Origin of the sequence: Planktotalea sp. (assembly GCF_018607995.1) — a bacterium.
Classification (GTDB): domain Bacteria; phylum Pseudomonadota; class Alphaproteobacteria; order Rhodobacterales; family Rhodobacteraceae; genus Planktotalea.
Map to the genome: position 1 here is coordinate 108614 of NZ_JABBAL010000015.1, position 26182 is coordinate 134795.

Sequence of the window (26182 nt, forward strand, 5' to 3'; positions counted from 1 at the left end):
GTAACGTCCCGCAGGAAGCAGTCGGATAGGTCGCGATGAAATCTCAAAGTAATTTGTTCACGCCGGTCTTAATTGTTGGCTGCGTCATCATCCTTGTGAATTTCGCGATCCGCGCCTCCTTTGGTGTGTTCCAAATCCCGATCGCCGCGGAATTCAACTGGATGCGTTCTGAATTTTCGCTCGCCATCGCGATCCAGAACCTTGCATGGGGCATTGGCCAGCCTATTTTCGGTGCTTTGGCAGAAAAGATAGGTGATCGCAAAGCCATCATCGCGGGCGCGTTCATTTATGCGGCGGGCCTTGTGTTGTCCTCCTTCGCGGTCACTCCCGAAGCGCATCAGGTGCTCGAAATCCTTGTTGGTTTCGGCATCGCTGGCACAGGTTTTGGTGTGATCCTCGCGGTAGTTGGTCGCGCGAGCTCGGATGCGAACCGCTCAATGTCGCTGGCAATCGCGACTGCGGCGGGAAGTGCGGGTCAAATCGTGGGTGCGCCAACGGCTGAACTCTTGCTCAGTTTCATGCCATGGCAAAACGTATTCATCGTCTTCGCCGCTGCGATCCTCGCAGTGCTGATGTTGCTACCCTTCATGCGCGCTCCACAATTGGCCAGCAAGGCAGAGTTGGAACAAAGCCTCGGACAAGTCCTCAAAGGCGCGTTCAAAGACCCGACCTATACGTTCATCTTCCTCGGCTTCTTTAGCTGTGGCTATCAGCTCGCTTTCATCACTGCGCATTTTCCGGCGTTTGTGACCGAAATGTGTGGCCCGATCCTGCCTGGTGGCGCGCTGCATGCGGCGGGTATCACCACGACCTCTGCGCTAGGCGCAATGGCCATCGCACTTATTGGCGGGGCCAACATTGGCGGGACGCTCTTCGCAGGCTGGCTTGGCAACCGTTACTCAAAGAAATACCTGCTCGCGGGGATCTACACAGGCCGCACAATCATCGCCATTCTCTTCATCATGAGCCCGATCACACCCACATCAGTCATCATCTTTTCGGTTGCAATGGGATCACTCTGGCTCGCCACAGTGCCGCTCACATCCGGCCTAGTCGCACATATTTATGGGCTGCGTTATATGGGCACGCTCTATGGCATCGTCTTTTTCAGTCACCAACTTGGCAGCTTTCTCGGTATATGGCTCGGGGGTCGCATGTACGACATTTATGGTAGCTACACAGCCGTTTGGTGGGTTGGCATCGGCGTTGGTGCGTTCAGCGCACTCATCCACCTTCCGATCAGAGAAAGTAAACTCGAACGCCCTCTAGCAGCCTAGACTACATCTTGCCAAAACTCCGGGGGTGTGGGCGCTGGCCCCTACTCGGTCCGATTGAGTAGCAATAGGGTAGACTAGCCGGCGTAGCGCTCCAGCACATAGCGGCTCACCATCAAATCAAGATGAGCGCCACCGCCATTCTTAAACAGTGTAATCTCATCGTCAGAACGCCGCTCAAACCCAGCATCAGAATAATAATCCGCAATCAAGTCAGGCCGTGAAATCGCGCCGCTGTCCAGCGGGATTTGCACTTCGCCAATATGCCCAATAGTCGTGTCAAAGCTATCAACAAACACACGTGCACGCTGCAAAGCCCGATCATCCGCCTCTCGCATATCAGGCCGATATGCACCGATCAGATCCACGTGCTGGCCGTTCTGCAACCAGTCCCCACGCAAGACGGGCTCGGTGCTCATGGTTGCACTCGTGATGATATCAGCGTCACGCACTGCCGTCTCTAAATCATCAGCAACGACTGCGGCGCGCTCATTCGCAAACATCTCCGCATTTGCACGCGTGCGGCTCCAAACGGTGAACTTCGCCTCGGGAAAACCAGCGCTATAAGCGTCATACAAGGACCGCGCGACTGTGCCTGATCCGATGATCAAAATCTTGCGGCTTTCAGGGCGTGCAAGACGCAAAGCGCCTAGTAAACTGTCGCCCGCGGTCTTCCATTTTGTGATCAAGTGAAAATCAATAATCGCTTCAAGTCGCCCATGTGCGTCATCAAACAAAGACACCGCGCCGTTGATCATCGGGACGCCCGTGCTGGGATTTTCGGGAAAAACCGTCGCGCATTTCACGGTTAAGCCGAGATCATCAATCCAAGCGGAGCGGTTCAACAAAGTGTCCTTGCCGCGATAGAGAAATGTATCGGCAATCTCCGCTTTTGGCAGCTTATGTCCGGCCTTCAAAGCCTTGGTCAGACCGATCCAATCGAGACCCTTTTCGCCATCTTCAAAACCGATCTGAATGTTCATTGTGCCTCCGCCTCGCTTAACAATCCAGCGCGAACCAATCGCGCGGCCCAACCACTGGGACCTTCAAACAAATGCGTTTGCCAACCGCGTGCAGCGGCGGCCTCTATGTTCTCGAGCCGATCATCTGCAAACAGCAAACTCGCACGCGCAATGCCGCAATCAGTTTCAAGTTGCTCATAGATTTCCGCATCGGGTTTGATCACTTTCATATGGCCAGACACATACGCTCGATCAAACTCGCTAAGGAAATCATAGGTTCCTTGGGCAATCCCGAATGTTTCAACACCAAAATTCGTCAAAGCAAATACAGGCACCTGTTTTGCGCTCAAGGCCCGTAATAGTCGCACGGAATGCGCGATAGGGGGGCTGGCCATCTCGATCCAATTGTCATGCCAAATGCGAATATCGTCGCGCAACTCGGGATATTGATCGGCCGTTTCATAAATCACATCGTGAAAGTTTTCGCCGCGATCCACACGATCATTCATTGCATGGAGATCCACAGTTTCGAACATAGCGTGGCGACGCGTCTCGCCGATTACGCTGTCAAAGTAGCGCTCTGGCTGCCATTCGATCAGCACGTTTCCAATATCGAAAACAACCGCCTCAACTGTCATGCGATTTTTCCTTTTGCAGCCCTCAAGGCGCGTTCCAAAGAATCCAAAAATCGGGAGCGGTCGGTTTTGGAAAAGGGTTTGCCACCACCCCCTGCACCCAGTGGATTGGCTTCGCGCAGATCGGCCATTAGATCACGCATCGCCAAGCGTTGCCCGATGTTGGCTGCGGTGAACCGATCCCCGTTGTGCTGCAACACCTCTGCACCCGCTTCGACGCATTTGGCGGCCAGTGGGATGTCGCCCGTCACCACCACATCCGCAGGGCCGCAGCGATCTGCGATCCACATGTCGGCCACATCTGGCCCCGCATCGACGATGATGTTTTCCACCAAAGGGTTCTGCGAGGGCCGCAAACCACCGTTTGAAACGACATACATCGTCACGCGGTGGCGGGTCGCGACCTTTTCCGCTTCTGCCTTAACGGGGCATGCATCTGCATCGATGAAAAGGCTCAAGCGTGGAGCGCTTCCGCATGAAAACTGATGTGATCTTCCATGAAGGTCGAGATGAAGAAATAGCTATGATCATAGCCTGGCTGCATACGGAAGTTCATTGGCTGTCGGCGCTTGGTTGCGGCTTCTGCCAATGCTTCGGGCTTTAGTAAATCAAGAAATTGATCATTGGTGCCCGTGTCAATCAGGACAGGTCCGTCAAAGCCCTTTTCCGCCATCATAAGCGTGGCGTCATGTTTCGCCCATGTGCTTTCGTCACTGCCAAGATATGCGCTGAGCTGCTTGCGCCCCCAATCAGAGGCCGTCGGATTGCAGATCGGTGCGAAGGCTGAGACTGAGCGAAAGCGTCCCTCAAGATTCATCGCCATCGTCAAGGCACCATGCCCGCCCATGGAGTGACCCGTGATCGCTTGGCGTTCCATATCTACTTCGAATTGATCTTCGATCAATGCGGGGAGTTCGTCAGCCAGATAGCTCCACATTTTGTAGTGCGGCGACCATGGGGATTGGGTCGCGTCCACATAAAACCCTGCACCTTGGCCAAGGTCATAAGCTTCATCATTGGCCACGGCTTCCCCGCGCGGGGAAGTGTCAGGGAAGACCAAAGCGATCCCTTGCGCTGCGGCCCAGTTTTGCGCGCCTGCTTTGACCATCGCGTTTTCATGTGTGCATGTCAGACCCGAGAGGAACCACAAGAGCGGCACAGGGCCGTTTTCAGCCTTGGCTGGCACGAATAGACCGAAGGTCATATCGCCGCCGCAGACATCTGACTTATGCGTGTAAACGCCTTGGGTGCTGCCAAAGCAGGCGTTCTCTGAAATGGGGGTCATAGTGGGTCGTGCTCCTGTAGTGTGGGTTTTGGCCTAAAGCTGGCTTACCCATCCAATGACTAATGAAACGGTGACAATGCTGATTGTAGTGGATACCAAAATTGCGGCAGAGACCCTTTGCGGCGCAACGCCATAATGCTGCGCCAACATGAAGACGTTGCCCGCGACTGGCAAGGCGGCAGCGGCGATAATCACGCCTGCGGAAAAAGGGTCGAGCGGAAAGAGATAGATCGCGGCTATCGCGACAAAAGCTGGATGCAGGACCAGTTTGCAAAATGAGAGCCATGCGGCCACTTCGACCTTCTCGGTGGATTTACTGGCAAGCGATGCGCCAATCGCAAACAGCGCACCGGGGGTTGCGGCAGAGCCGAGCAACTCTGCAAACGCATCAACGGCCCTTGGCAAAGGCGCGCCCGTTGCGGACCACATAAGGCCTAGCATCATCGACACAATCATTGGGTTCTTTAAGAGGCCAAGGCCGATAGTCTTAAAGATCGACAGATCAAAGCGGCCATCCTTGGCAATCGACATCAAAACGACGATCAAGCTGGAAAACACCACAAGATCGACTGCGAGCACCAGAATGACGGGTCCAATCGCGTTCTCCCCCATGAGCAGAACCAGCATGGGAACGCCAAGAAATCCAGTGTTTCCAATGACTGCGCATTGCGCCTCGATTGCGGTCTTGGCGAAGCCCTGATTGCGCAGCAAAGCGACAATTGTTGCCACACCATAGATGAACGCGGTTCCCCACAGATAGGCGATAACCAAACGCCCGTTCCACACCTCGCCCAGCGGAAGATTGGCGGAAAAGCGAAATAGCATCGCAGATAGGGCGAAATAGAAAACGAATTTGGTCAGATAGGTCGTTGCCTCCGGCGTGAAAAAGCCGGTGCGCCCTGCGCCATATCCAAGCGCAATGATCGCGAAGAAAGGCAACGTCTGTAAGAAGATATCAAGCATTAAAACAGAGGTAACTTGCCTATTGAACCGGAGCAAGACCGAAGCGAGTGTGCGACGCCTAAAACACAACAGCTGCTGATTATTGGAACGCGGCGTTGGGAAAGACAGGGTTGTTATGCTACACAGACCGTTCGGATGTGCAGGCTGCGCCGTAGCGTTGGAGATGAAATTGAATATACACAGCACAGCGATCCGCAAGGGTCGCAAGTTTGATCAAGTCTTGGAAGGCGCGCGCGAAATCTTTTTGGCGGACGGCTTTGGTGCAGCCAATATGGATCATGTGGCCAAGGCTAGCGGCGTGTCCAAAGCCACGCTTTATAGCTATTTTGCCGATAAAGAGAGCCTGTTTATTGTCGTCGTTCAAACCATTTGCGCGCACCAAGCGGAGCAGGCGATGCAACACATCGATCAAAGCGCACCGCCCGGAGATGTTCTCAGCAGTGCAGCACGCCACTTGTTGGGGTTTATGACATCCGAATTTGGGCAACGAATTTTCCGCATTTGCGTGGCAGAGGCGGATCGTTTTCCCGACCTTGGCCTCGCGTTTTATCAAAGCGGGCCGATGGTCGTGCGTGAAAAGATCGGTGAATATTTACACGATGCGACAGCCAAGGGCTTACTAGATATTGTCGATTGCGATTTAGCAGCGGATCAATTTGCGGAACTCTGTAAGGCGGATATCTTTCCGAAGATCCTGTTCGGTGTTCAAACCAACTTTGAAAAAGCAGAGCTAGAACGCGTCATCGAAGGCGCTGTCACCACTTTCCTCGCGCGGTACAGCCGCGAACAGTAAACGGTGGGAACAAGACGTACGGTTCAGATCAAAGACCCGCTTCAGCCTGAATTTGCTTTCGCGATTTGCGAGCGCGTTCTGTTGCGGATTTAAGTTGACCGCAGGCCGCCATGATATCCTCGCCACGCGGCTTGCGGATCGGCGACGCATAGCCCGCCTTATAGATGATGTCCGCAAAGCGATGGATGCGATTGCCGGAGGAGCGCTTATAAGGCGCGTCGGGCCATTCGTTGAAAGGAATTAGATTGATTTTGGCGGGAATGCCTTCAATCAATTTGATTAAACGGTGCGCATCGGCATCTGTGTCATTGATCCCGTCAAGCATCACATATTCAAAAGTAATCCGTTCTGAATTGGACACACGCGGATAGGCACGAAGCGCTTCGACAAGCACCTCGATATTCCAGCGTTTGTTGATCGGAACCAGCTTGTCGCGGACCTCATCCGTGGTTGCGTGAAAGCTGATCGCCAGTTGGCAGCCGATCTCTTCCGCCGTGCGCGCGATTTCTGGGACAACGCCAGAGGTCGATAGTGTGATACGACGGCGCGACAGCTGAATGCCCTCGGCGTCCATCGCAATCTTCATCGCGTCGCGCACGTTTTCAAAGTTGTACAGCGGCTCGCCCATGCCCATCAAAACGATGTTGCTTAAGAGGCGTGTTTCATCCTTGGGCGCACCTTGCTCTGGCCATTCATCCAGATCGTCACGCGCGATCATGACTTGGCCGATGATCTCGCCTGCGGTCAGATTGCGCACCAGTTTTTGCGTGCCTGTGTGACAGAAGGAACAGGTCAGCGTGCAACCAACTTGCGAGGACACACAGAGCGTGCCGCGTCCGTCTTCAGGGATATAAACCACCTCAACCTCGTGACCGCCTGCGATCTTGACGAGATATTTGCGGGTACCATCCTCGGACACCTGACGTGTGACCACCTCAGGGACTTCGATCGCAAACTTCTCGGCTAATTCAGCGCGGTACGTTTTGGAGAGGTTCGTCATCTCATCAAAGTCGCGCTTGCCCCATTGATAGATCCACTGCCAAATTTGGCCTGCACGCATCTTTGCCTGCTTTTCGGGCGTACCATTCTCGATCAATGCATCGCGCATACCATCGCGTGTCAAACCAACGAGATTGATCGGACCCTCCGGCAGTTTGCGCGGAATGGTCATAACGTCTTGCGTGATCGGAGCTGTGGCCGTCATGGGAGTGTCGCCTTTTGATGGGTTGCGCGGGCTATACACCGGATTCGTCACAAAATGAAAGACGCCGCACCAAATTGGCACGGCGTGTCTAAATCAACTTGGCGGGAAGGCTTACTTGCAGCGCTTCTCGGACTCTTCAACAGAGGCGGTGAACCCCAGCAGCGAAAACGTGTCTTGCGTCTGAGTGCCACGATCAGAGCGCGCCGTCATAATCGCAGAGCTACCGCGTTTCATTGCCGTAATTATCTTCGCATCATCCGCAGGGGTCGCGGGCCACGCCCATTCACCTTTTGTGAACAATTCAAACTCTGTGCCGCTGATGTTCATATTGACGGAAGAACCATCCTCGAAAGGATAGCCGCCTGTGAAGGTCACTTGGCCCGTCACCCCGGATCCCGGGCGATTGAACACAAACAGCAAAATGTCACTGCGTTTCACCGCAACAACGCGTCCATCGCGTGAGTTTACGGTTTCTTTCGGAGACGACACGCTCCAGCATTCCTTCGGATTGCTTTCAACGAAAACGCTCCAATCGGTGTTTGCGCCAACGCGGTTGGTGCTCTGTGCCTGAGCAAATGCGCCTGTTGCTGCAACCGCCAAAGCGGCCGCCAAACTTGTGCGCGAGATCCATGAATTCATCTTGTCCAGCCTCCAGCTGTCCTTAGCCTCACTCGTTCCTTTACGCGCGTCGCCTGTTCTCGGCTCTCTACGCAAAAGGATATTTTTCTTCTCGACAAAAGCACATTAGCCTGAAATCCACCACAGGTGAATGCCTCCTTGGCATTTTTTCGCCGTTCAAATCCTGGAGATTATCATGACCCAACCCGTTCCTCTGGCTGAAATCTGGCGCGGTGAATTTTTGGAGAGTGTGCATCTGGGTCATGCGGTCATTTGCAATGGTGCTGGCGAGATTGTGCAAGCTTGGGGCAACGCCGACGAAATCGTGCTCCCGCGCTCGTCTTCTAAGATGCTGCAAGGCATTCCTTTGATCACATCGGGTGCTGCGGATGCAGCGGGTCTGAGCACAGAGCAACTTGCGCTGGCCTGTGCATCCCATCAAGGTGCGGCGATCCACACGGACCGGGTGAGCGCTTGGCTCAATGACCTAGGTTTATGCAATGATGACATGCGTTGCGGGCCGCAAATGCCCAGTGATAAACTTGCGAAAACCGATTTGATCAAAACTGATGCAAGCCCCTGCCAGATCCACAACAACTGTTCTGGCAAGCATGTGGGCTTCCTGACATTGACCAAGCATTTGAAGGCTGGGCCCGAGTACATTGACCCCACGCACCCCGTGCAGAAAGCCTGCCTTGATGCGTTCGAGGAAACTACGCAACTTACTTCTCCCGGCTTTGGCATTGATGGCTGTTCTGCCCCCAATTTTGCTAGCTCTTTGCGGGGTATCGCGCGCGCGATGGGATTCTTTGCATCCGCACATACGCGTTCAGACAGTGTCAGCTCTGCTGCGGCACGTTTGACCGAAGCGATGGCTCTTCATCCCGAATTGGTTGCGGGAGAGACCCGTGCTTGCACAGAATTGATGTGCGCGATGGGTGGGCGAACTGCGATCAAAACAGGGGCGGAAGCGTTCTATGTTGCCATTCTGCCAGAACAACAGCTTGGTATTGCACTGAAAGTTGCAGACGGCACAACGCGTGGTGCAGAATGTGCGGTTGCGGCCTTGTTGGTGCGCGCAGGCGTTCTTGATAGGAACCATCCCGCCACCCTGAAACGTATGAACGCCCCGATCACCAACTGGCGTGGGACGCTCACAGGATACATTCGACCCGCGGCTGGCCTTTTGGCTTAAGCTGTCGCTGCACCCAAAGCTGCATCAACCAACTTCTTGATATTGCGCTTGGAGGTGTCCGCAATGATGCGCCCAATCTCTTTCTTGCTTTTCATCGCAACCAGCGTGGAGCGGCGCGGAATTTTCAAACGATCTGCCATGACTGAATTGCCGTAAGTGTCCCAATCGACATCAATGAACACAATGTTCTGATCATATGCAGGGTTCTCTGCTTTCAGGCTTTCCAGAACACGACCTTGTGCACGGCACGTTCCGCACCAGCTTGCAGTGAAATCAAGGAACACTGTATCGCCAGCCGCTTGATGTTTTTTCAGCAAGCCAGGCACATAGTTTACAGCACTTGCGAGCGCTGGTGCAGCAGGCATCACGAGCGTCGCAGCACCGGATAGGATCAATGTTCTACGGTTCATTTTTAACTCCTTGGTAGGTTCGAATTACAAAGCAACAGATAGTTCTTGCAGCCAGATCGGCATGATATCGAGCAGCCAGCTTTCAACGGCATAGTGCCACTTGAAGAACAGTATAAGACCGACGGCGACGAAAACTACGCCAAGCAAAGGGCGCGCAGCGACAGCAAATTTGCGCATTGCCGCTTGGCGCTTTTGCAAAGCAGAACGCGCGCCATAGCCAAGCACAAGAATGATTGTGGAAATCCCAAGCGCGAAGAAGATCATGATTGCAGTCGCGCGCAGCAGACTTTCGCCTTGGCTTGCTAGGGATATGGCACCACCTAATGTCGGACCAACACAAGGGCTCCATACAGCGCCCAGCAACATGCCACCGACGAATTGTCCGGTGAGCGATCCACGATCCACCTCGTCCAATCCACTATCCGCGCGCGCCGCAAAACCATCGGTCGCGGTTGAGAATACGGCCGAGGCTTGGGGCACCAGCAGCACGATTCCGAAGAGGATCATTAAAACCGCGCCTGCATGTGCTATATCATCAGCGTTTAACCCAACAGCGCGGCCAAAGGCAGAGACAGCAACGCCGAGGACGACGAAGGATAGGCTCATCCCAGCGGCTAACGTGGCGGGCCCCCAATAGCTCGCTTGTAAGGCCGTGGCCAATACAATCGGCAACACCGGCAAAACGCAGGGGTTAATCAGCGTCAGCAATCCTGCGCCATATGCAATTATTAATTCCATGACAGTGGTCGTACGGCGAAACCTGACAGTCTGCCACCCCACAACATACTGTTGTGCGTTCAACTGTCCGTGGGTTTTTGTTTCGAATGCTGAACAAGTAGGATGCCGACGGTGATGATCAAAACGCCAAATACATCCATAACTCCAAGGGTTTCACCCAGCAAAAGCGCAGCGATCGTGACGCCAAAGAATGGATTGAGGAAATGAAACGTTGATGCACGCACAGCGCCGATCCGTTCAACGAGGCGAAACCAGATGAAAGTCGCAACAAGGCCGGGGATAAGCGTCGTATACGCAAATGCGGCAGCAAGCTTGAGCGAGGGATTGAGGAAATAGGTTTCCGTAAACGCAGCCACAACACCCAAAATCGCGGAACCAACGAGCATTTGCAGACCAACGATCATCAGCAAATTACCGCCCGAAGATGCCCCGCGCATCGCAAGTGTCGCAACACTCAGGCCAATCGCGCCAATCACACAAAGCGCCATCCCAAACGCATCTGCATTTCCATCAAAGCGCGCGCCCATGATCAGCACAACGCCAACGATACCTATGAAAAGACCGATGATACCTTGGGTTGGCAGCTTGTCCTTGAGTAAGACCCAACCAGCCCCCGCAACTATCAATGGCATGGTCGAAGCGATGATAGAGGCGAGCGACGCTTCGACTGTTTGCATCGCCATGAAATTCAGCCCGAGATAAAGCGCATTCTGACACAGGCCAAAGACGAACACAGCACGCCACTGAGCAGCTGTAAGGCGCCAACGCTGGCCGAGTGCTTTGGCAATCGCAATTCCAATTACACCCGAGATAAAGAACCGCAGACTAAGCGACATCAGAGGTGGCGCGTCTTGTACGATGATGCGCGCGGAGGTGAACGCGCTTGACCACATGAATGCAAAGGCAAGGCCCATCAAAAGTGCGCGCAGATCCATTGGGTCTTTCTCCAATTAAAAAGGGCCGCTCAACCAGAGCGACCCTTCTCGTAATTTTGCTAGGACAGCAAAATCAGCCGTTAACGCTGTCTTTAAGTGCTTTCGCGATTGTCATTTTAACAACCTTGTCCGCGTCTTTCTTGATCTGCTCACCTGTTGCAGGGTTACGCACCATACGCTCTGGGCGCTCGCGGCAATAGATCTTGCCAACGCCTGGAAGTGTAACAGCACCGCCGTCGGATACTTCACGTGTGATCAATGCACATACCGCATCAAGCGCTGCGCCTGATGCTTTTTTGTCTGCGCCCATCTCTTCAGCCAGTGCAGCGACCAGTTGAGTTTTTGTCATTGGTTTTGCCATGTTCATGGTCTCCCTTTACTGCCCGTATCTAGGGCCTCTACGTGCTCATTTAACTGCATCTTGCAAGTCAGCACAACGCATAGAGGTGAAAAAAGGTATAAAAACAGGCGTTTTGGCCGGTTTCCGCTAGGTCACAGGAAGGCTGTCTCCTGAAATGAGCGCAATTTCCTGCTATGAATGCGTTCTAGCGGCATTTCGCTCAGCGTTTCCATGGCGCGGATTCCGATCATCAAATGCCGTGTAACCTGTGTGGTATAGAAATCGGAGGCCATTCCTGGCAGCTTCAACTCCCCATGAAGCGGCTTGTCAGAGACGCACAAAAGCGTGCCGTAGGGGACGCGAAATCGGAACCCGTTGGCGGCAATTGTCGCGCTTTCCATATCCAAAGCCACCGCGCGCGATTGCGACAATCGCTGCACTGGCCCGTCTTGGTCACGCAACTCCCAGTTGCGATTGTCCACGGATGCAACGGTGCCCGTCCGCATAATACGCTTGAGATCATAGCCCTCGTATTCGGTGACTTCCGCAACCGCCTTTTGCAAAGCTATCTGAATTTCCGCGAGCGCTGGAATTGGCACCCAAACGGGCAAGTCATCGTCAAGCACACGATCCTCACGCAGATAAGCGTGGGCCAGTACAAAATCTCCAAGGCTTTGCGAGTTACGCAGTCCCGCGCAGTGGCCAACCATCAACCACGCATGGGGTCGCAACACAGCGACGTGATCTGTCGCGGTCTTTGCGTTTGAGGGGCCAACGCCAATATTGACCAAGGTGATCCCGCTGCCATCCGCCTTTTTCAGATGATAGGTCGGCATTTGCGGCATCTTCATCACCGGATCGATCACTTCATCTGGCGAGGTGATCTCAACATTCCTGGTACTTACGAAGCTGGTGTAGCCACTCTTCGGATCAGCCAGTTGCGCACGCGCATAAGCCTCAAACTCGGATACATAGAATTGATAGTTTGTGAACAGCACATGGTTCTGAAAATGCTCTGGCTCTGTCGCGGTATAATGCGCGAGACGCGCAAGCGAGTAATCAACGCGCTGGGCGGTGAATGGCGCAAGCGGTTCGGTTCCGTCTTCAGGCAGCTTAAACGTCCCATTCACGATATCATCGTTGGTGGTGCTGAGATCCGGTACATCAAACACGTCGCGCAGCGTGAACTCAGCCGCGCCATCCAGCGGCACAGAGATACGCGCGTCATTGGCAACGGCAAAGTGCACAGGGATCGGCGTGTCAGAGACGCTGATGCCAACTGCAACATCGTGATTTTCAATCAGCAAGCCAATCTGCTGTTCCAGATATTTGCGAAACAAATCAGGCCGCGTAATCGTCGCGGCATGCATGCCCGGCGAAGACACGTGCCCAAAGCTCAAACGGCTATCAACTTGGGCAAAACTCGTCGTAGTGATCCTGATCTCTGGATAAAACGCACGGTAGCGATGACCGGGATGGCCCTTGCTCATCGCCTCAGTAAATTTTTCGCATAGGAAAGTTGTCGCTCGCTCATAAAGCTTAACCAGCTGATCTACCGCGGCTTTGGGGTCGCGGTAGGCTTCGGGATGTGGTGCGTTAGGTGTAACTATAGATTTATCGGTCACATGTTCCTCAAGTCCCTAGCTTTCAAAGAGCGGGGTCAGTTGAAATTGCGTAACATCCACAAGGCCGAGATCGGAAATCCTGATTTCAGGGATCACGACCAAAGCAAGCAAGGAATGTTGCATATAGGCATTGTTCAAAGTGCAGCCGCAGTCCTGCATGGCTTGCACCATCTGATCGGCTTTGCGCGCGACGTCTTTTGCAGGTTCATCCGACATAAGACCCGCGATGGGTAGTTCAACAAGCGCAAGTTCAGCGCCATCTTTCCAAACGCTGATGCCGCCGCCCACGTCGGACAATCGGTTCGCCGCCGCCGCCATCATCTCGCGATCCGTGCCAACGACAATCATATGATGGCTGTCATGGGCAACTGTAGAAGCCATAGCCATTTTGCCGCTATAACCAAAGCCGGAGACGAACCCGTTCACCACCCCCCCAGTAGCACGGTGCCGCTCCACCAACGCAATCTGGCAAATGTCACCTGTCGTTTCGACAAGGCCGTTGGTGACGGGCAAATCTGCTTTCAACGCTTTCGTAGGCGCTTGGTTTTCGACTACACCAATCACATTGGCGCGCACTGAATTGGCCCCATCAGGCGCACTAATTTCAAACGCATCAGCGTTCTTGGCAGGCCCCATATGTACTGTGCTGCGTGCGTGTCGCGGCCAGTCAAGATGGGGACATTCGACTTCGCAAATTCCCATTCGCGCGACTGTTTGGCCGCGCGCGATCACTTGCTCAATTGGCAGGGTCTTAAGGTCTGAGGTTAGGATCACATCTGCACGCCGTCCCGGTGCGATAGAGCCAATATCGCGCTCCAACCCAAAGTGCGTCGCAGTATTGATCGTCGCCATTTGCAAGGCAATCAAAGGATCACACCCACACTCAATCGCATGGCGTACAACGCGGTTCATATGGCCTTCATTCACGATTGTGCCTGAATGGCTGTCATCGGTGCACAGGATAAATCCACGCGGATCAAGGCCCTTTTCCGTGACCGCCGTGATCTGGCTTTCAACATCATGCCAAGCGGAGCCAAGCCGCATCATGTGGCGCATCCCTTGGCGCGTGCGTGCAATTGCGTCGGCTTCACATGTGCCCTCATGATCATCCGCAGGACCGCCCGCTGCGTAAGCGTGAAACGCGGGTCCCAGATCCGGCGAAGCATAATGCCCTCCAACAGTTTTGCCCGCGTTTTGCGTTGCTGCGATCTCCGCCAACATCTGCGGATTGCCGTTTACGACACCGGGGAAATTCATCATTTCGCCTAACCCGATGACACCGGGCCACGCCATGGCTTCGGCCACATCGTCAGCGCTGATCTCGAAACCTGTCGTCTCCAAACCCGGCGCGGACGGCGCGCAAGAAGGCATTTGTGTGAACACATTGATCGGTTGCATCATCGCCTCGTCATGCATCAAACGCACACCCGCGAGGCCAAGCACATTGGCGATCTCATGCGGGTCGGTAAACATCGACGTTGTGCCATGCGGAATCACAGCGCGCGTGAACTCGGCAGGGGTGAGCATACCGCTCTCAATATGCATATGCCCGTCGCACAGACCTGGTATCATATAACGACCCTGCGCGTCTATCACCTCCGTGTCTGGCCCGATGCAATGGTTCGCGTCTGGCCCACAATAAGCGAAACGCCCGTCTGCAATGGCAAGATCGTGGTTTTCGAGGCATTCGCGGGTGTGCACATTCACCCATGTGCCGCCTTTGATCACAAGGTCAGCGGCTGCGCGTCCCGCGGCAACGTTAACCAATCGCGGCGCGCTTTGCGGCCATGTTTTGAAATTCGCTGTGCTCATGTCCAAAGTTGACACGAGCTTGAGGGATGTTCAAGCATCTGGTTGAGCGCAAGGATGAGTATGCGAAATGTACTATGAAACGGTAAGCGCCGCTGACTTTGGCACGTCTTTGCGCGGATTAGGGCTTAACATTCTTGTGTGCGACGTGATCGCACAAGCAGAGTTCCTGAGTGCCGTTTTCGACATGAAAGCGCATCGTGTCTCGGGCGACTTCGCGATCATGACCTACGGCGATCAGGTCTTTCAGCTCCATAGCGACGGCACCTATCACTCGCATCTTCTGCTGTCTCTGCTGCCCGAAGCCGGCGCGCGCGGCGGTGGGGCGCAGTTTCATCTGTTTGCGACGGATCCTGATGTCGCTGCAAGCAAAGCTGACGCCCATGGTGGTCATATCTTGCAAGAACCAACCAATAAACCGCATAGTCTGCTCGAGGCCTGTATTCTTTGCGCGAATGGATATGCTTGGGTAGCCTCACGCGCGCTCACATCAGAAGAAAGAAACGCACAATGAACACCGCAACACGCCCGAATATGGATCACTGGCAAGAACGCGTCGACCTTGCGGCCGCTTTCCGTTGGACCGCGCGCCTCAATATGCATGAGGCGGTTTCGAACCACTTCTCCCTTTCGATCAACGACGAAGGCACGCGGTTTTTGATGAACCCCAATCAGGTGCATTTCAGCCGGATCAAGGCGTCGGATTTAATTATCGTCGATGCCAATGACCCTAAGACGCTGGAGGGGCCCGATGCGCCGGATCCAACTGCTTGGGGGCTGCATGGCGGGATGCACCGCCATTGCCCGCACGCGCGTTGCGCAATGCATGTGCATTCGATTTTTGCGACCGTGTTGGCGTCGCTGGCTGATAGCCGCTTACCTGCGATTGATCAGAATTCAGCGACGTTTTTCAATCGTGTAGTGATCGACGAAAATTACGGTGGACTCGCGTTTGAAGAAGAAGGGGAGCGCTGTGCGAAACTCTTTGATGATCCCAAAAAGAAAGTGATGGTGATGGGCAATCACGGGGTCATGATAATTGGCGATACCGTGGCCGACACGTTCAATCGCTTGTTTTACTTTGAACGGTCCTGCGAGACATATATTCGAGCATTGCAGACGGGTCAGCCTTTGCGTGTGCTGCCTGATGAGATCGCAGAAAAAACAGCACATGAGCTTGAGCAATACCCTGAGCAAGATGAGCGCCATCTTGCAGAGCTTAAGGGTATTCTGGACGATGAAGGCAGTAACTACGCAACGTAGCCTTACGTGCTGCAGCAAGTAAGGCCACCTTAGGAATCACATTTTGAGCAAATCAAAGTCTTCGGACTGGAATTATCACCCTGACTTGCCTCTCGCGGACGGCTCAATCTTCAAATGGCCCGTGCGCGTTGGTTTCCTTGCGCGTTGGTTTGTGCGCAATTGGCTGACGCTGTCAGAGCGGGTGATGATGGTCATACTTGCGATCGCTCTATGGCTTTGGATCTATCCCGACTTCGCCTCAGCAAGCAGTTTCCAAATCGGTTGGACCGCTCATCTGTGGAGTGCGAATTTCGCCTTGGTTCTGATCAGTGCAGGCACGCTCCAGTGGTATTTCTTCATGCGCAAAGGGCAGGGTACAGAGTTAAAATTCGACAAGCTTGAGATGGCCAAAGGCAACCGCCTTTGGAGCTTCTCTAACCAAGTGCACGACAACATGTTTCACTCGCTGGTTTCCGGCTTAGGGTTTCTGACGCTCTTCAGTGCGCTCACAATGTGGCTGATGGCGAAGGGTTACGCGCCGACGATAACACCGCTCGGCAATCCTGTGTAGTTCACTCTTTCGCTGATCCTTTTGCCGATTTGGTCAGCGTTTCATTTCTACTGGATGCATCGTTTTCTGCATGTGCCGTTCCTCTACACCCATGTGCATTCTCTGCATCATCGCAACGTCAACGTCGGCCCGTGGTCGGGCTTTTCCATGCATCCTGTTGAACATTTTCTCTATTGCTCCTCGCTTTGCATTCACTGGGTCGTGCCCAGCGATCCGATCCTTGTGATCTTTCAGGTCATCTACCTTGGCCCCGTCGCGGCAATGACCCACACAGGATACGAAGATCTCTTGATCAAGGATAAACGTCGCCTCGCGCTGGGCACGTTTTATCACCAGCTGCATCACCGGTATTACGAGTGTAACCATGGCAATCAGGAAATGCCGTGGGATCGCTGGTTTGGCACGTTTCACAATGGCACGCCAGAAAGCACAGCAGAAACACGCGCGCGCAAGAAACGGATGTATTCCTAAGCCTTGCGCATTTGCAAAAGCCAACCCGTGTCAGCGGCATGTGCACCCGTTGCACCTGCGCCATAAAGCGCAAACTCATCCCTGCGCCATTCAGCAATTTGCGGCTCGAGGCGCTTCAGCACGTCTTCAAACCCTTGTGCATCCCAATGCGTGGCATTCACGCTCAGCACGGCCCAAGCGCCACTTCCCATGCAGCGCAGAACCTCTTCCAACGCATCAGGCCCGACATGTCCGTGCGTGAATGTGCCAGAACTGACCACACCAGCATAGTCTCCTTCATCCACCTCAAGTCGTTGGGTAAGATCCCCTTCAAACAAGCGTTGATAGACGTGCTTCTTCTCCGCCACCACCAGCATTTGGGGCGAGATATCCGTACCATCAACCACCTCAATACCCTGTTGCACAAGCGCGGCTCCTAACAATCCAGTTCCCGCGCCTAGATCCAAAACAGGCGACACTCCAGAGATTTTCGCATAGCACTCTGCAACCGCTTGCGGTGCGCGGTACTGCATATCTTTGGCAAAGCTGCTGTCATAGGTTTCTGCCCATGCGGCATACAGCTGTTTCGAGCCATCCGGCCCGCTTAGCTTGTAGGCCGCTTCTAAGTCTGGATTATCGGTCATACTCTAATAGAAGCGAAAGCGACGCGCACTTGCAACCGCGCAGTGCCTGCCGCACTAAAGCGATATGACAAAACATCTGCTTTCTTTAGGGCACGGCTTTTCTGCGCGTGCGTTGACGCCTCTCCTGCTTGAGCAAGGGTTCACGATCACGGGCACGACGCGCTCCTCTGACAAAGCCGCAGCGCTTGAGGCGACGGGGGTGACCTCGGTGATCTGGCCGGATACGGACCTGCGCGAGACCTTGCATAGCGCAACCCACCTGCTCACTTCCGCTGCGCCTAGTGCGGATGGCGATCCTGTTCTCAACGCTTTGCGTGAAGATATAGCGCGCCATGCGCCTAATCTTGAATGGGTGGGTTACCTGTCAACGACCGGCGTATACGGCAACGCCAATGGCGGCTGGGTCGATGAGAGTAGCCCATTGAAACCCGCCACCAAGCGCGGTCAAATGCGTGTTGCGGCTGAAGCGGACTGGCAATCCATCCCGAACCTGCCCCTGCACATCTTTCGCCTCGCGGGCATCTACGGACCCGGTCGCGGACCCTTCTCTAAAGTGCGCGCAGGCACAGCGCGTCGGATCATCAAAGAAGGGCAGGTTTTCAGTCGTATCCACGTAGAGGACATCGCGCAGATCCTCGCGGCCTCCATCGCAGATCCGAACGCTGGAGCTATTTATAATATGTGCGATGATGATCCCGCGCCGCCGCAAGATGTGATTGCACATGCCGCGGAACTATTGGACCTGCCTTTGCCAGAAGAGGTTGATTTTGAAACAGCCGAGATGACCCCGATGGCGCGTAGTTTCTATGCGGAAAGCAAGCGCGTTCGAAATGATCGTATCAAGTCAGAGCTAGGGGTGACGTTGCTCTACCCAGACTACCGCGCAGGGCTTGCCGCCTTGCTTGCTTTGGAGCAGTCCTCAGATCAGTGACGTAATTGCGGGGCGCTGCAAAACATCCAGAGTGCGCAGAACCTCGACGCGGCAACGCCTTCCCTCAAAATCTGCGCCGTACAAGACGTCGGGCACATCAGGCAACTTCAAAACTAGCTTACGCCAGCGATGTACGATCTGCGCCCGTAGCGTTGCAATTTGAATAGGTGTGAATTCAGCGACGTTGCCGTGATCTAAGCCAAGCCGTTCCAAATCACGTGTAAGCGCACGGAAGGCCGTGCGTTGCGCACTTGAGACAATAGAGTGTGACAACCACACTGGCACGTCCCCTAAGGATCCATTCAGCGCAAGTGCGTCGCTTGGGGTCTTAACGCAAGGCCCGTTCGCAAGATACACCCCTGCCGACACGGCGATGTAGCCTTGCTTTGTCAAAGTGCTTGCGCGCACTTGCTCCGTGACCGAGGGCACTGGCGCAAAGCACAACACATGCCAATCAGAACCAGCCGCGTTTGAGGGCGCATAGATCGTCTCACTCGCTATCGCGCTTTGTTCCAGCCCAAATCTGGTCAATCCATGCAGACCCACGCGACCTTGTTTGGTGGTTTCGATCCAGCCCTCATTACGCAAACGATGCAAGGCTACGCGCATCGCTTCAGGGCGAACGCCGACGGGGGACAGTATATCCCCCAAGACAGGGCCCGATAGCCGATCCCCTGCTTGCTGTGCGAGATCGCCAAAGATCGTGACAATAAACGACCACACGCGCGGCGGTTCGCCTACACCAAGCGCGTCTAGCGCGTTTTGAAATACATCGTTTGTCACTTTGCCTTTTCCGGTCCACCCATGGGGCTGCGCCGCGCGTTTAAACCGCCATGCAGATGTATTTCATCTCGAGATAATCCTCGATTCCGTGATGGCTGCCTTCGCGTCCGAGACCGGACTGCTTCACGCCGCCAAAGGGCGCAACCTCTGTGGAAATGATGCCTGTGTTCACACCGACGATGCCATACTCCAAAGCCTCTGCAACCTTGTAAACGCGGCTCAGATCGTTGGCGTAGAAGTAAGACGCCAAGCCGAAGATCGTGTCATTGGCTAAGGCGATCACCTCGTCCTCATCCTCAAACTTGAACAAAGGTGCCAATGGGCCGAATGTTTCATCGTTGGAGAACGCCATGTCTTTGGTGGCGCCCGTTACAATCGTTGGCGTGATAAAGTTACCAGACAGCCCCGTTTCTGTGTCACCCAGAATAACTGTAGCACCCTTTGCCTTTGCATCGGCTATGTGTGAATGTACTTTCTCAGCGGCTTTCGGGTTGATCAGCGGGCCGAAATCGACAGTGCCTGCAAGCGCGTCACCCATGCTCATCGCGCCGACTTTGGCCGCTAATTTTTCGGCGAATTCATCATAGACACCTGCTTGCACATAAATACGGTTGGCGCAAACGCAGGTTTGACCGGCATTGCGGAACTTGCACATGATCGCACCGTCCACAGCCGCGTTGATATCTGCGTCGTCAAAGACGATGAAGGGCGCGTTGCCGCCCAGTTCCATGGAGCATTTCATCACTTGATCTGCGGCTTGGCGCAACAAGATGCGGCCAACTTGGGTGGAACCAGTGAAGGTCAGCTTGCGCACGACAGGGTTCTCACAGAATTCCTTACCGATTTCGCTAGACGCGGTGGAGGGCAGAATGCTGAGCACACCTGCTGGAATACCCGCGCGCTCTGCCAGAACACCCATGGCGAGCGCGGAAAGCGGCGTGTCTTCCGCCGGACGTGCAACCATGGCGCAGCCCGCGGCCAAAGCAGGAGCGACCTTGCGTGCGATCATTGCATTGGGGAAATTCCAAGGGGTGATTGACGCGGTCACACCGATGGGTTGCTTGATGACCGTGATGCGCTTGTCGGCCTGATGACCTGGGATTGTTTCACCGTAGATACGCTTTGCCTCTTCTGCGAAGAACTCGATGAAAGAGGCACCATACGCAATCTCGCCCATGGCTTCGGCCATCGGTTTGCCCTGCTCTGCGGTAAGAATGGTGGCAAGATCCTCCTGATTTGCCATCATCAAATCGAACCATGCGCGCAAGATATTGGAGCGCTCCTTGCCCGTCTTCTTCGCCCACTCCTTCTGCGCGACGTCAGCCTGCGCAATCGCACCTGCGACTTGTGCGCGGCTCACGTCAGCAACCTGAACGATCACATCGCCGCGCGCGGGGTTCAGAACATCAAACGTCGCCCCACCGTCAGCATCGACCCACTCCCCGCCGATATAGGCTTTGGTCGCCAAAAGGCTGGGATCCTTAAGCAAAGAAGCGAGGTTTGTTGGCGTGTCGAGCATGGTGTTCTCCAAAAGGCGGGTTTGTTTGAGGAAAAGCACGTGGATCGCGACTTGTCCAGTGCGGTGCGTGTGATGTCGGGATTAGAATGTTCCGCGACGCAAGCAGACCCGACCTTTGGCACGGCGCATGTCAAACATCCCTCAGGGCGCAAGCGATGGCGTCGCCCCAATCTGATCTTCAGATGCGCTCTTTAGCAAAACTCGTCCTGAACGCCGGGACCTCTCTTTGATGCGTCAAAATGGAGGTCACACCATGACTGCACGACCAGATTTCTACCGTTTTCACAACGGCGAAAAAGCCCCTCTACAATTTAGCGATGCGGAATACGAAAGCCGCTTGAACAAGCTGCGCAAAACCATGTCCGACATGGGTGTTGAGGCGGCTGTGTTCAGTTCCATGCACAACGTTTCATACTATTCTGGCTTCACATATTGCGCGTTCGGGCGCCCCTACGCGCTGGTGGTCACACCACAAACCTCGGTGACGATTTCTGCGGGAATTGATGCGGGCCAACCTTGGCGACGGTGTTATGGTGACAACATTACTTACACAGATTGGCAGCGCGACAATTATTGGCGCGCGATCGAAAGCGTTGCAGGCAAAGGTAAATCTATTGGCTATGAGAGCGATCATTTAAGCCTGTTGCAGAAAACCAAGCTTGATAGCTTCCTCGCGCCGTCCCGCACTGTTGATCTATTTGACGCGACAATGCTGCAAAGGATGCACAAATCCGAGGCGGAACTGACTTTGATCCGCTCGGGTGCGGCTGTTGCTGATGTTGGTGGTTTTGCAATCAAAGACGCTGTGCGGATCGGCGCGCGCGAAATTGATGTTGCGATGGCAGGACGTGATGCGATGGAGCTAGAGATTGCCAAGCTGTTTCCAGACGCGGAGTACCGCGACACATGGGTGTGGTTCCAGTCCGACATCAACACGGATGGTGCGCATAACCCTGTGACGTCGCGCAAACTAGAGCGGGGTGATATCCTCTCGCTTAACACTTTCCCGATGATTTCGGGCTACTATACTGCGCTCGAACGCACGATGTTTGTGGGTGAGGTCGATGATGCGTCGCTTAAGATTTGGGAAGCAAATATTGGCGCGCACGAGTTGGGGATGTCTTTGCTCAAGGCTGGATCAAGCTGCGCGGACGTCACCCATGAAATCAACGCATTCTTTGAGGCGTGTGATCTTTTACAGTATCGCACGTTTGGATACGGGCACAGTTTTGGCGTGCTTTCGCACTATTACGGGCGCGAAGCTGGGCTGGAACTGCGCGAGGACATCGACACAGTTTTGCAGCCGGGGCACGTGATATCGATGGAGCCGATGTTGACCATCGCGGACGGTCAGCCGGGCGCGGGTGGATACCGTGAGCATGATATCTTGATCATCACAGAAGAAGGCAACGAGAATATCACGAAATACCCGTACGGCCCTGCATTCAATGTGATCGGTTAGGACTGAGGTGACCTCGTGCGCTCTGCACACGAGGTCACGATAGCTCACATGTTCGGGAAGTAATCTTCGCACTCACCATCGCGGTAAACGTCCGCCGTGCAGCAATGCAGACCACCACCAAACGCATATGCATCACGCAGTTCAACTTCGACCACTTCCATGCCCAACTTGTCCATTTGTTCGGCTTGATAGACTTCGGACTTCTCGACACACACGGTTTTCGGATCAAGCACCAGCACATTCATCGACAACCATGTGGACGAATAGCATAGCGGGGGTGGCGAGTTGTGCGACGGTTGCGCCGCATCCACAATTTCCCAATCATTGGCCTCAAACATCTTGCGTTGATCTTCTGGCAAACGACGCTGCGGGTTGTTCAGGATCAGACCGGGACGCAAAGGCGTAAAGGTCGCATCGATGTGAATGGGATAAGGATCGCCAGGAAAATTCACCGTATGCACGCGGTGATCGGGGAAGTGGCGACGCAGCCATTCAATACCCTTTTCGTTGGTCGTAAATCCGTGTTGCACCACAAGATCTTTGCCAAAACGCAGCACATCTGCCGCATCAAACAGCGGCTCTTCTTCTGTGGTTACAAAGAACTTTTCTGCGGCCCATTCCAAGCGCTTCGCATCACCGATCTTCTCGGACAGGTAATCGGGGTGATAATCCGCATCCGTCAAGCGGGGTTTTGGCGCGCTTTCGTGCCGGAACTTCGGGTCCTCTTTGAAATACTGCTGCATCAACGGACGGTAGTTCAGATATTCAAACCAACGGCAGCGATAGGACATCGTCGCTTCCAACATCTCGTGTCCAACGGTCAAAAGAACATCACGTGGGGGCATACAGCCGAACTGGCTTTCCGTATGAAAATCAGGCGTCGTTGCAGGCACGGAATGATCAATTGAGGTGGGGCGATCCACACGCAGCCCGCGCTTTTCCAACATGCCTGCGAAATTGTTCAGCAACTCGTTTGCGCGATCAATCGTTTCCTGCGGACGACGCCCCCATTGACCGCGCATATCGCTGTCCTCAGGCACTTTCGCGTCCAGCGCGGGTTCCTCTGGCGGAATATGGCAATCATCGGCGCGACCCACGATGACATGACGCAGCGTGTCCCACTCGTTCCAACTTTTGACTTCGGTCTTCTCGGGTGACCAGCTCATGGCGCGCTCCTGTTCTTGCTTAATGACTTAATTCGGCGCATCCTTATCCATCTGCCTTCCCATCCGCTACGACTTTTGCGACAGTTAAGGGAATTCTTGCGGCGGTCATGATGTAAAGTGCATTCACATTGCCTCACCAACCACCAAACTAAGCTCAGCGAATTTCATATCGACGTTTCTGGCTACTCGCCCGAGATTGGCGATGAGCTCGACGATCATCTCTACCTTAACCATGCGGGGGTGAACCGGCAGTTTATCCTCCTCACCACGGATCAAAAGACCGCGCCGCTGCTGAATGCGAAGTTCTCGACCTCGCGCGAGATCCTCAAGGAATTCATCCAAAAGAATGAAACACAGCTCTTCGCGCTCACTGCGCGCGATGCGGTAGCGGAGGAGTTGGTAAACTCTGTCTATGCCGTCGATGGGCCCGTACGTCTGTTTGATATTCGCAAGGTCAAGATCGAGGCGGATACGACTTCCGGCACAGTTGCAGAGGCGGAAGCGCTGGCGCAGGACGTGGATCGTTTCATGCGCGAGGAAGATGCGTGGTTCGATGATGTGTTGATCGCGGATATGATCAGCAAGGCCAAGCGCACGGGCGATGTGACGCGCAATCCTGTGCGGCTCGATCTGATGGAATTCGAGCAATGCAATTTCTGGACGGCGCATTTTGGTGGGCTCTATGTGTTCCAAGGGATGGATCATCCTGCGGTGATTTCCAGTGGAAGCAAAGCGGTGTTGGGCGCGCTGCCGATCAAGTATGTGTTCGACACGAAGGACCGCAATCAGATTGCGAAGTTCTTGGAGTATAACGATCTGGCTGAACCTATCGTCAAAGCACGCGGCATCGATGCGGCTGCGATCATACGTCAGAAGATGGACTTCATTGTCATTGATACCGCGCAGGAAAGCGGGATCGATCTAACAGGGGTCACGCGCCGTGATATTCGCGCGCTCGCGCGGCGTCATGCGCAAGATTTGCCAGAAGAATTCCACGGTCTCGCCTCGCTTCTGCGTTGGGCAGAAGAGGGGGGCAAATGGCCACGCATCACTTCCGATCATCCCGCGTACTTCTACACGCTGCGTAGCGCGGATCATGCGGATCGTGACTCGGTGAATATGCTCTTGAGCCAACTCAGCCCCAAGACGTGCGTCAATTGTTCATCTGCCATAATGAGCTGTTCTACCAGCCCCACGCGACGTGGGATGAGAGCAAAAAATCCTATGTGGCGGATTTTCTGGAACGCGAGTATCAAGTGGACAAAGCTGGCGCACGCGCTGCGCTCTTCGGGCATGATGCCGAGATGGAGCCACCTGCGCCTGCACCAAAGAAAGATGGCCCATGGGGCGTGAGCGAAAAGAAGATAGCTGCCGTTGGCCCTTATGGCGCGGTGAGGAGGAAATAGAATGATCGCACTAGTCCGTTTGCTGGTATTTGGCTTCCTCGCATTGTCTGTGGTTTACGTGTGCCTTTCGCTCTACTCGCGCTCCGTGCGGCGCGGCAAGTTAGAGGCTGAGTGGGACGAAGAGATCAAAGATGGCGATCGCGACGCGTTCGTCAAAGAAGGCATGCTCGAGTATGACGGATCCCTGCGCCGCAAGTTGATCCTTGGGGTCTATGTGATCCCGATCAGCATCATCTCGTTTATCATATACGCTACAAATTTTATGTAAGAGGAGCCTGATCAGATGGGCTATATTAAATGGGTGTTTTGGATCACGTTCTGGGTCCTCGTTGCATCCTTCTTTCACTACACCTTGCCGCAACATGACGTTGCGCGGGTGTCTGACACCTATGAAAAGCGGATTGATTTCGGTGCGAACTCGATCTTCTGGGCAGCCGCTGATGTAGGCAACGCTGCGACGACCGCAAACCACGATGTTTTCTTTATCCAGACGCGTTTGACCAACGACCAAGTCATGGTCTATCGCAACGAAGACACAGGCTGGGGCTGGCCGCCGTATTTCAAGTTCGACACCTCGAATTTGCAGGCCGAGGCCTCTGATCTGAAGTCCGGCGCAGATGCGCCACAGTGGGTGGTGATCAAACACTACGGCTGGCGCAATGAATTCATGTCGATCTTCCCGAATGCAGTGAGCGTGCGCGCGGTCGATGATCCTAATGTGCGCATCATCCCGTGGCTTAACATCGGTATTTTGATTTTCTTCTTCGCTTTCGTCTGGGCTGTCTGGGTGCGCTGGCGCCGCTTCCGTGAAGCACGGATTGATCCAGTGCTCGAAGATGCGGGCGATAGCATTGCCAACACCAGCGATGGTGTGAAGAAATGGTTCGGCAGCTGGCGGAAATAGATGCCCAGTCTTGTCGTCACAGTGCGACTATGGGTGAAAGATGCGCGCTTTTCTGAGTTTGCGGACTTCGAAACGCGTGCTTTCAAAATCATGGCACACCATGGCGTTGAGATCGTAAGTATCGCTCAGGATCATGTGCAAACTCTGAGCGATGGCCCTCATGAAACGCATATTTTGAAGTTTTCTGATAGCGCGGCCTTTGAGGCTTATCGCGCAGATCCGGCTCTACTTGCTTTGTCCGATTTGCGTGATGCGTGTACTGCGAGAACAGAGATCGCCATTCAGCAATCTGCTTTGAATTAGAAAGCCCCCGTCGCA

At 54.3% G+C, this 26182-nt stretch carries 29 protein-coding genes and 1 pseudogene; 13 read left to right on the top strand and 17 right to left on the bottom strand.

All coding sequences use genetic code 11. The features are described 5' to 3' along the window. Window positions 1-35: 35 nt before the first annotated feature. Complete coding sequence (locus tag QZ280_RS04480; protein ID WP_293441350.1) at window positions 36-1277, top strand: MFS transporter; 1242 nt, start codon at window positions 36-38, stop codon at window positions 1275-1277. Between the two features lie 74 nt (window positions 1278-1351). Here the strand turns inward: QZ280_RS04480 and QZ280_RS04485 are convergent, their stop codons facing one another. Genes QZ280_RS04485 through QZ280_RS04505 form a run of 5 tightly spaced genes read right to left on the bottom strand, consistent with a single transcriptional unit; the run spans window position 1352 to window position 5119 of the window. Beyond that, a complete protein-coding gene (locus tag QZ280_RS04485) occupies window positions 1352-2257 on the bottom strand; it encodes an ornithine cyclodeaminase (protein WP_293441352.1) in 906 nt (301 codons plus the stop codon). Further along, entirely contained in the window at window positions 2254-2874 is a 621-nt protein-coding gene (locus tag QZ280_RS04490; protein WP_293441354.1) for an HAD family phosphatase, read from the bottom strand. The genes QZ280_RS04485 and QZ280_RS04490 overlap by 4 nt, the downstream gene beginning before the upstream one ends. Then, window positions 2871-3329: a YaiI/YqxD family protein gene (locus QZ280_RS04495; RefSeq protein ID WP_293441356.1), complete on the bottom strand. Its 459-nt coding sequence runs from the start codon at window positions 3327-3329 to the stop codon at window positions 2871-2873. The genes QZ280_RS04490 and QZ280_RS04495 overlap by 4 nt, the downstream gene beginning before the upstream one ends. After that, window positions 3326-4156: an S-formylglutathione hydrolase gene (gene fghA, locus QZ280_RS04500; RefSeq protein WP_293441358.1), complete on the bottom strand. Its 831-nt coding sequence runs from the start codon at window positions 4154-4156 to the stop codon at window positions 3326-3328. Before fghA ends, QZ280_RS04495 begins: the two co-directional genes overlap by 4 nt. 33 nt (window positions 4157-4189) lie before the next feature. Continuing rightward, window positions 4190-5119, bottom strand: a complete 930-nt coding sequence (locus QZ280_RS04505) for an AEC family transporter (protein ID WP_293441359.1) — start codon at window positions 5117-5119, stop codon at window positions 4190-4192. A gap of 163 nt (window positions 5120-5282) precedes the next feature. Between QZ280_RS04505 and QZ280_RS04510 the strand changes: the two genes are divergently transcribed. Continuing rightward, window positions 5283-5912 carry a TetR/AcrR family transcriptional regulator gene (locus QZ280_RS04510; protein ID WP_293441360.1) on the top strand — a complete coding sequence of 210 codons (630 nt, stop codon included), beginning with the start codon at window positions 5283-5285 and terminating at the stop codon, window positions 5910-5912. A 28-nt stretch (window positions 5913-5940) separates the two neighbouring features. On the opposite strand, the gene rlmN is transcribed toward QZ280_RS04510, so the two are convergent. Then, window positions 5941-7116: a 23S rRNA (adenine(2503)-C(2))-methyltransferase RlmN gene (gene rlmN, locus QZ280_RS04515; RefSeq protein WP_293441361.1), complete on the bottom strand. Its 1176-nt coding sequence runs from the start codon at window positions 7114-7116 to the stop codon at window positions 5941-5943. Window positions 7117-7227: 111 nt separating this feature from the next. Beyond that, window positions 7228-7755, bottom strand: coding sequence for a hypothetical protein (locus tag QZ280_RS04520; RefSeq protein ID WP_293441362.1), 528 nt, complete (start codon window positions 7753-7755; stop codon window positions 7228-7230). Window positions 7756-7930: 175 nt separating this feature from the next. Between QZ280_RS04520 and QZ280_RS04525 the strand changes: the two genes are divergently transcribed. Further along, window positions 7931-8929: an asparaginase gene (locus QZ280_RS04525; RefSeq protein ID WP_293441363.1), complete on the top strand. Its 999-nt coding sequence runs from the start codon at window positions 7931-7933 to the stop codon at window positions 8927-8929. On the opposite strand, the gene QZ280_RS04530 is transcribed toward QZ280_RS04525, so the two are convergent. The 6 genes from QZ280_RS04530 to ade all read right to left on the bottom strand — a co-directional run bounded on the left by QZ280_RS04530 (window position 8926) and on the right by ade (window position 14789). After that, window positions 8926-9339: a thioredoxin family protein gene (locus QZ280_RS04530; RefSeq protein ID WP_293441364.1), complete on the bottom strand. Its 414-nt coding sequence runs from the start codon at window positions 9337-9339 to the stop codon at window positions 8926-8928. The genes QZ280_RS04525 and QZ280_RS04530 overlap by 4 nt on opposite strands. A 24-nt stretch (window positions 9340-9363) precedes the next feature. Continuing rightward, window positions 9364-10077 carry a cytochrome c biogenesis CcdA family protein gene (locus tag QZ280_RS04535; RefSeq protein ID WP_293441365.1) on the bottom strand — a complete coding sequence of 238 codons (714 nt, stop codon included), beginning with the start codon at window positions 10075-10077 and terminating at the stop codon, window positions 9364-9366. Between the two features lie 59 nt (window positions 10078-10136). Next, window positions 10137-11012 carry a DMT family transporter gene (locus QZ280_RS04540; RefSeq protein ID WP_293441366.1) on the bottom strand — a complete coding sequence of 292 codons (876 nt, stop codon included), beginning with the start codon at window positions 11010-11012 and terminating at the stop codon, window positions 10137-10139. Between the two features lie 73 nt (window positions 11013-11085). Then, window positions 11086-11373 carry an HU family DNA-binding protein gene (locus QZ280_RS04545; protein WP_293441367.1) on the bottom strand — a complete coding sequence of 96 codons (288 nt, stop codon included), beginning with the start codon at window positions 11371-11373 and terminating at the stop codon, window positions 11086-11088. A gap of 131 nt (window positions 11374-11504) precedes the next feature. After that, window positions 11505-12977 (bottom strand): AMP nucleosidase, encoded by a 1473-nt coding sequence (locus QZ280_RS04550; RefSeq protein WP_293441368.1) that lies wholly within the window; start codon window positions 12975-12977, stop codon window positions 11505-11507. Between the two features lie 15 nt (window positions 12978-12992). Beyond that, window positions 12993-14789: an adenine deaminase gene (gene ade, locus QZ280_RS04555; RefSeq protein WP_293441369.1), complete on the bottom strand. Its 1797-nt coding sequence runs from the start codon at window positions 14787-14789 to the stop codon at window positions 12993-12995. A 67-nt stretch (window positions 14790-14856) separates the two neighbouring features. On the opposite strand from ade, the gene QZ280_RS04560 reads away from it, so the two are divergent. From QZ280_RS04560 to QZ280_RS04575, 4 genes are read left to right on the top strand one after another with little or no spacing between them, the layout of a single operon-like run. After that, entirely contained in the window at window positions 14857-15300 is a 444-nt protein-coding gene (locus QZ280_RS04560; RefSeq protein ID WP_293441370.1) for a glyoxalase, read from the top strand. Beyond that, entirely contained in the window at window positions 15297-16049 is a 753-nt protein-coding gene (locus QZ280_RS04565) for a class II aldolase and adducin N-terminal domain-containing protein (RefSeq protein WP_293441371.1), read from the top strand. The genes QZ280_RS04560 and QZ280_RS04565 overlap by 4 nt, the downstream gene beginning before the upstream one ends. A 43-nt stretch (window positions 16050-16092) precedes the next feature. Then, the gene (locus QZ280_RS04570) at window positions 16093-16599 is read left to right on the top strand and encodes a hypothetical protein (RefSeq protein ID WP_293441372.1); all 507 of its coding nucleotides are present in this window, start codon (window positions 16093-16095) and stop codon (window positions 16597-16599) included. Window positions 16600-16620: 21 nt separating this feature from the next. Then, window positions 16621-17070, top strand: a complete 450-nt coding sequence (locus tag QZ280_RS04575) for a sterol desaturase family protein (RefSeq protein ID WP_293441373.1) — start codon at window positions 16621-16623, stop codon at window positions 17068-17070. Here the strand turns inward: QZ280_RS04575 and QZ280_RS04580 are convergent. Beyond that, window positions 17067-17693: a class I SAM-dependent methyltransferase gene (locus QZ280_RS04580; protein ID WP_293441374.1), complete on the bottom strand. Its 627-nt coding sequence runs from the start codon at window positions 17691-17693 to the stop codon at window positions 17067-17069. The genes QZ280_RS04575 and QZ280_RS04580 overlap by 4 nt on opposite strands. Before the next feature lie 64 nt (window positions 17694-17757). Between QZ280_RS04580 and QZ280_RS04585 the strand changes: the two genes are divergently transcribed. Continuing rightward, on the top strand, window positions 17758-18624 hold the full coding sequence (locus tag QZ280_RS04585) for an SDR family oxidoreductase (RefSeq protein ID WP_293441375.1): 867 nt from the start codon (window positions 17758-17760) through the stop codon (window positions 18622-18624). On the opposite strand, the gene QZ280_RS04590 is transcribed toward QZ280_RS04585, so the two are convergent. Beyond that, window positions 18613-19407, bottom strand: coding sequence for a PaaX family transcriptional regulator C-terminal domain-containing protein (locus QZ280_RS04590; protein WP_293441376.1), 795 nt, complete (start codon window positions 19405-19407; stop codon window positions 18613-18615). The two genes, QZ280_RS04585 and QZ280_RS04590, sit on opposite strands and share 12 nt — an antisense overlap. Before the next feature lie 40 nt (window positions 19408-19447). After that, the gene (locus tag QZ280_RS04595; protein ID WP_293441377.1) at window positions 19448-20926 is read right to left on the bottom strand and encodes an NAD-dependent succinate-semialdehyde dehydrogenase; all 1479 of its coding nucleotides are present in this window, start codon (window positions 20924-20926) and stop codon (window positions 19448-19450) included. Window positions 20927-21179: 253 nt separating this feature from the next. Between QZ280_RS04595 and QZ280_RS04600 the strand changes: the two genes are divergently transcribed. Next, on the top strand, window positions 21180-22388 hold the full coding sequence (locus QZ280_RS04600) for an aminopeptidase P family protein (protein ID WP_293441378.1): 1209 nt from the start codon (window positions 21180-21182) through the stop codon (window positions 22386-22388). A gap of 44 nt (window positions 22389-22432) precedes the next feature. Here the strand turns inward: QZ280_RS04600 and QZ280_RS04605 are convergent, their stop codons facing one another. Further along, window positions 22433-23554 (bottom strand): serine/threonine protein kinase, encoded by a 1122-nt coding sequence (locus QZ280_RS04605; RefSeq protein ID WP_293441379.1) that lies wholly within the window; start codon window positions 23552-23554, stop codon window positions 22433-22435. Between the two features lie 147 nt (window positions 23555-23701). Between QZ280_RS04605 and QZ280_RS04610 the strand changes: the two are divergent. The 4 genes and pseudogenes from QZ280_RS04610 to QZ280_RS04625 form a co-directional block, all read left to right on the top strand. Continuing rightward, window positions 23702-24960: pseudogene (locus tag QZ280_RS04610) on the top strand (DUF6638 family protein); the annotation flags it as partial. Between the two features lies 1 nt (window position 24961). Next, window positions 24962-25228: a hypothetical protein gene (locus tag QZ280_RS04615; protein WP_293441380.1), complete on the top strand. Its 267-nt coding sequence runs from the start codon at window positions 24962-24964 to the stop codon at window positions 25226-25228. A 15-nt stretch (window positions 25229-25243) separates the two neighbouring features. Continuing rightward, window positions 25244-25864: a DUF1523 family protein gene (locus QZ280_RS04620; RefSeq protein ID WP_293441381.1), complete on the top strand. Its 621-nt coding sequence runs from the start codon at window positions 25244-25246 to the stop codon at window positions 25862-25864. Then, entirely contained in the window at window positions 25865-26167 is a 303-nt protein-coding gene (locus QZ280_RS04625; RefSeq protein WP_293441382.1) for a DUF1330 domain-containing protein, read from the top strand. Window positions 26168-26182: the final 15 nt, after the last annotated feature.

Coding starts and splice junctions, on each gene's coding strand:
- QZ280_RS04605 (WP_293441379.1), bottom strand. CDS start 23,554: ATGAGCTGGTCACCCGAGAAGACCGAAGTCAAAAGTTGGAACGAGTGG.
- QZ280_RS04600 (WP_293441378.1), top strand. CDS start 21,180: ATGACTGCACGACCAGATTTCTACCGTTTTCACAACGGCGAAAAAGCC.
- QZ280_RS04520 (WP_293441362.1), bottom strand. CDS start 7,755: ATGAATTCATGGATCTCGCGCACAAGTTTGGCGGCCGCTTTGGCGGTT.
- QZ280_RS04535 (WP_293441365.1), bottom strand. CDS start 10,077: ATGGAATTAATAATTGCATATGGCGCAGGATTGCTGACGCTGATTAAC.
- QZ280_RS04540 (WP_293441366.1), bottom strand. CDS start 11,012: ATGGATCTGCGCGCACTTTTGATGGGCCTTGCCTTTGCATTCATGTGG.
- QZ280_RS04485 (WP_293441352.1), bottom strand. CDS start 2,257: ATGAACATTCAGATCGGTTTTGAAGATGGCGAAAAGGGTCTCGATTGG.
- QZ280_RS04530 (WP_293441364.1), bottom strand. CDS start 9,339: ATGAACCGTAGAACATTGATCCTATCCGGTGCTGCGACGCTCGTGATG.
- ade (WP_293441369.1), bottom strand. CDS start 14,789: ATGAGCACAGCGAATTTCAAAACATGGCCGCAAAGCGCGCCGCGATTG.
- QZ280_RS04625 (WP_293441382.1), top strand. CDS start 25,865: ATGCCCAGTCTTGTCGTCACAGTGCGACTATGGGTGAAAGATGCGCGC.
- rlmN (WP_293441361.1), bottom strand. CDS start 7,116: ATGACGGCCACAGCTCCGATCACGCAAGACGTTATGACCATTCCGCGC.
- QZ280_RS04565 (WP_293441371.1), top strand. CDS start 15,297: ATGAACACCGCAACACGCCCGAATATGGATCACTGGCAAGAACGCGTC.
- QZ280_RS04480 (WP_293441350.1), top strand. CDS start 36: ATGAAATCTCAAAGTAATTTGTTCACGCCGGTCTTAATTGTTGGCTGC.
- QZ280_RS04595 (WP_293441377.1), bottom strand. CDS start 20,926: ATGCTCGACACGCCAACAAACCTCGCTTCTTTGCTTAAGGATCCCAGC.
- QZ280_RS04545 (WP_293441367.1), bottom strand. CDS start 11,373: ATGGCAAAACCAATGACAAAAACTCAACTGGTCGCTGCACTGGCTGAA.
- QZ280_RS04525 (WP_293441363.1), top strand. CDS start 7,931: ATGACCCAACCCGTTCCTCTGGCTGAAATCTGGCGCGGTGAATTTTTG.
- QZ280_RS04620 (WP_293441381.1), top strand. CDS start 25,244: ATGGGCTATATTAAATGGGTGTTTTGGATCACGTTCTGGGTCCTCGTT.
- fghA (WP_293441358.1), bottom strand. CDS start 4,156: ATGACCCCCATTTCAGAGAACGCCTGCTTTGGCAGCACCCAAGGCGTT.
- QZ280_RS04510 (WP_293441360.1), top strand. CDS start 5,283: ATGAAATTGAATATACACAGCACAGCGATCCGCAAGGGTCGCAAGTTT.
- QZ280_RS04585 (WP_293441375.1), top strand. CDS start 17,758: ATGACAAAACATCTGCTTTCTTTAGGGCACGGCTTTTCTGCGCGTGCG.
- QZ280_RS04505 (WP_293441359.1), bottom strand. CDS start 5,119: ATGCTTGATATCTTCTTACAGACGTTGCCTTTCTTCGCGATCATTGCG.
- QZ280_RS04580 (WP_293441374.1), bottom strand. CDS start 17,693: ATGACCGATAATCCAGACTTAGAAGCGGCCTACAAGCTAAGCGGGCCG.
- QZ280_RS04490 (WP_293441354.1), bottom strand. CDS start 2,874: ATGACAGTTGAGGCGGTTGTTTTCGATATTGGAAACGTGCTGATCGAA.
- QZ280_RS04560 (WP_293441370.1), top strand. CDS start 14,857: ATGTACTATGAAACGGTAAGCGCCGCTGACTTTGGCACGTCTTTGCGC.
- QZ280_RS04615 (WP_293441380.1), top strand. CDS start 24,962: ATGATCGCACTAGTCCGTTTGCTGGTATTTGGCTTCCTCGCATTGTCT.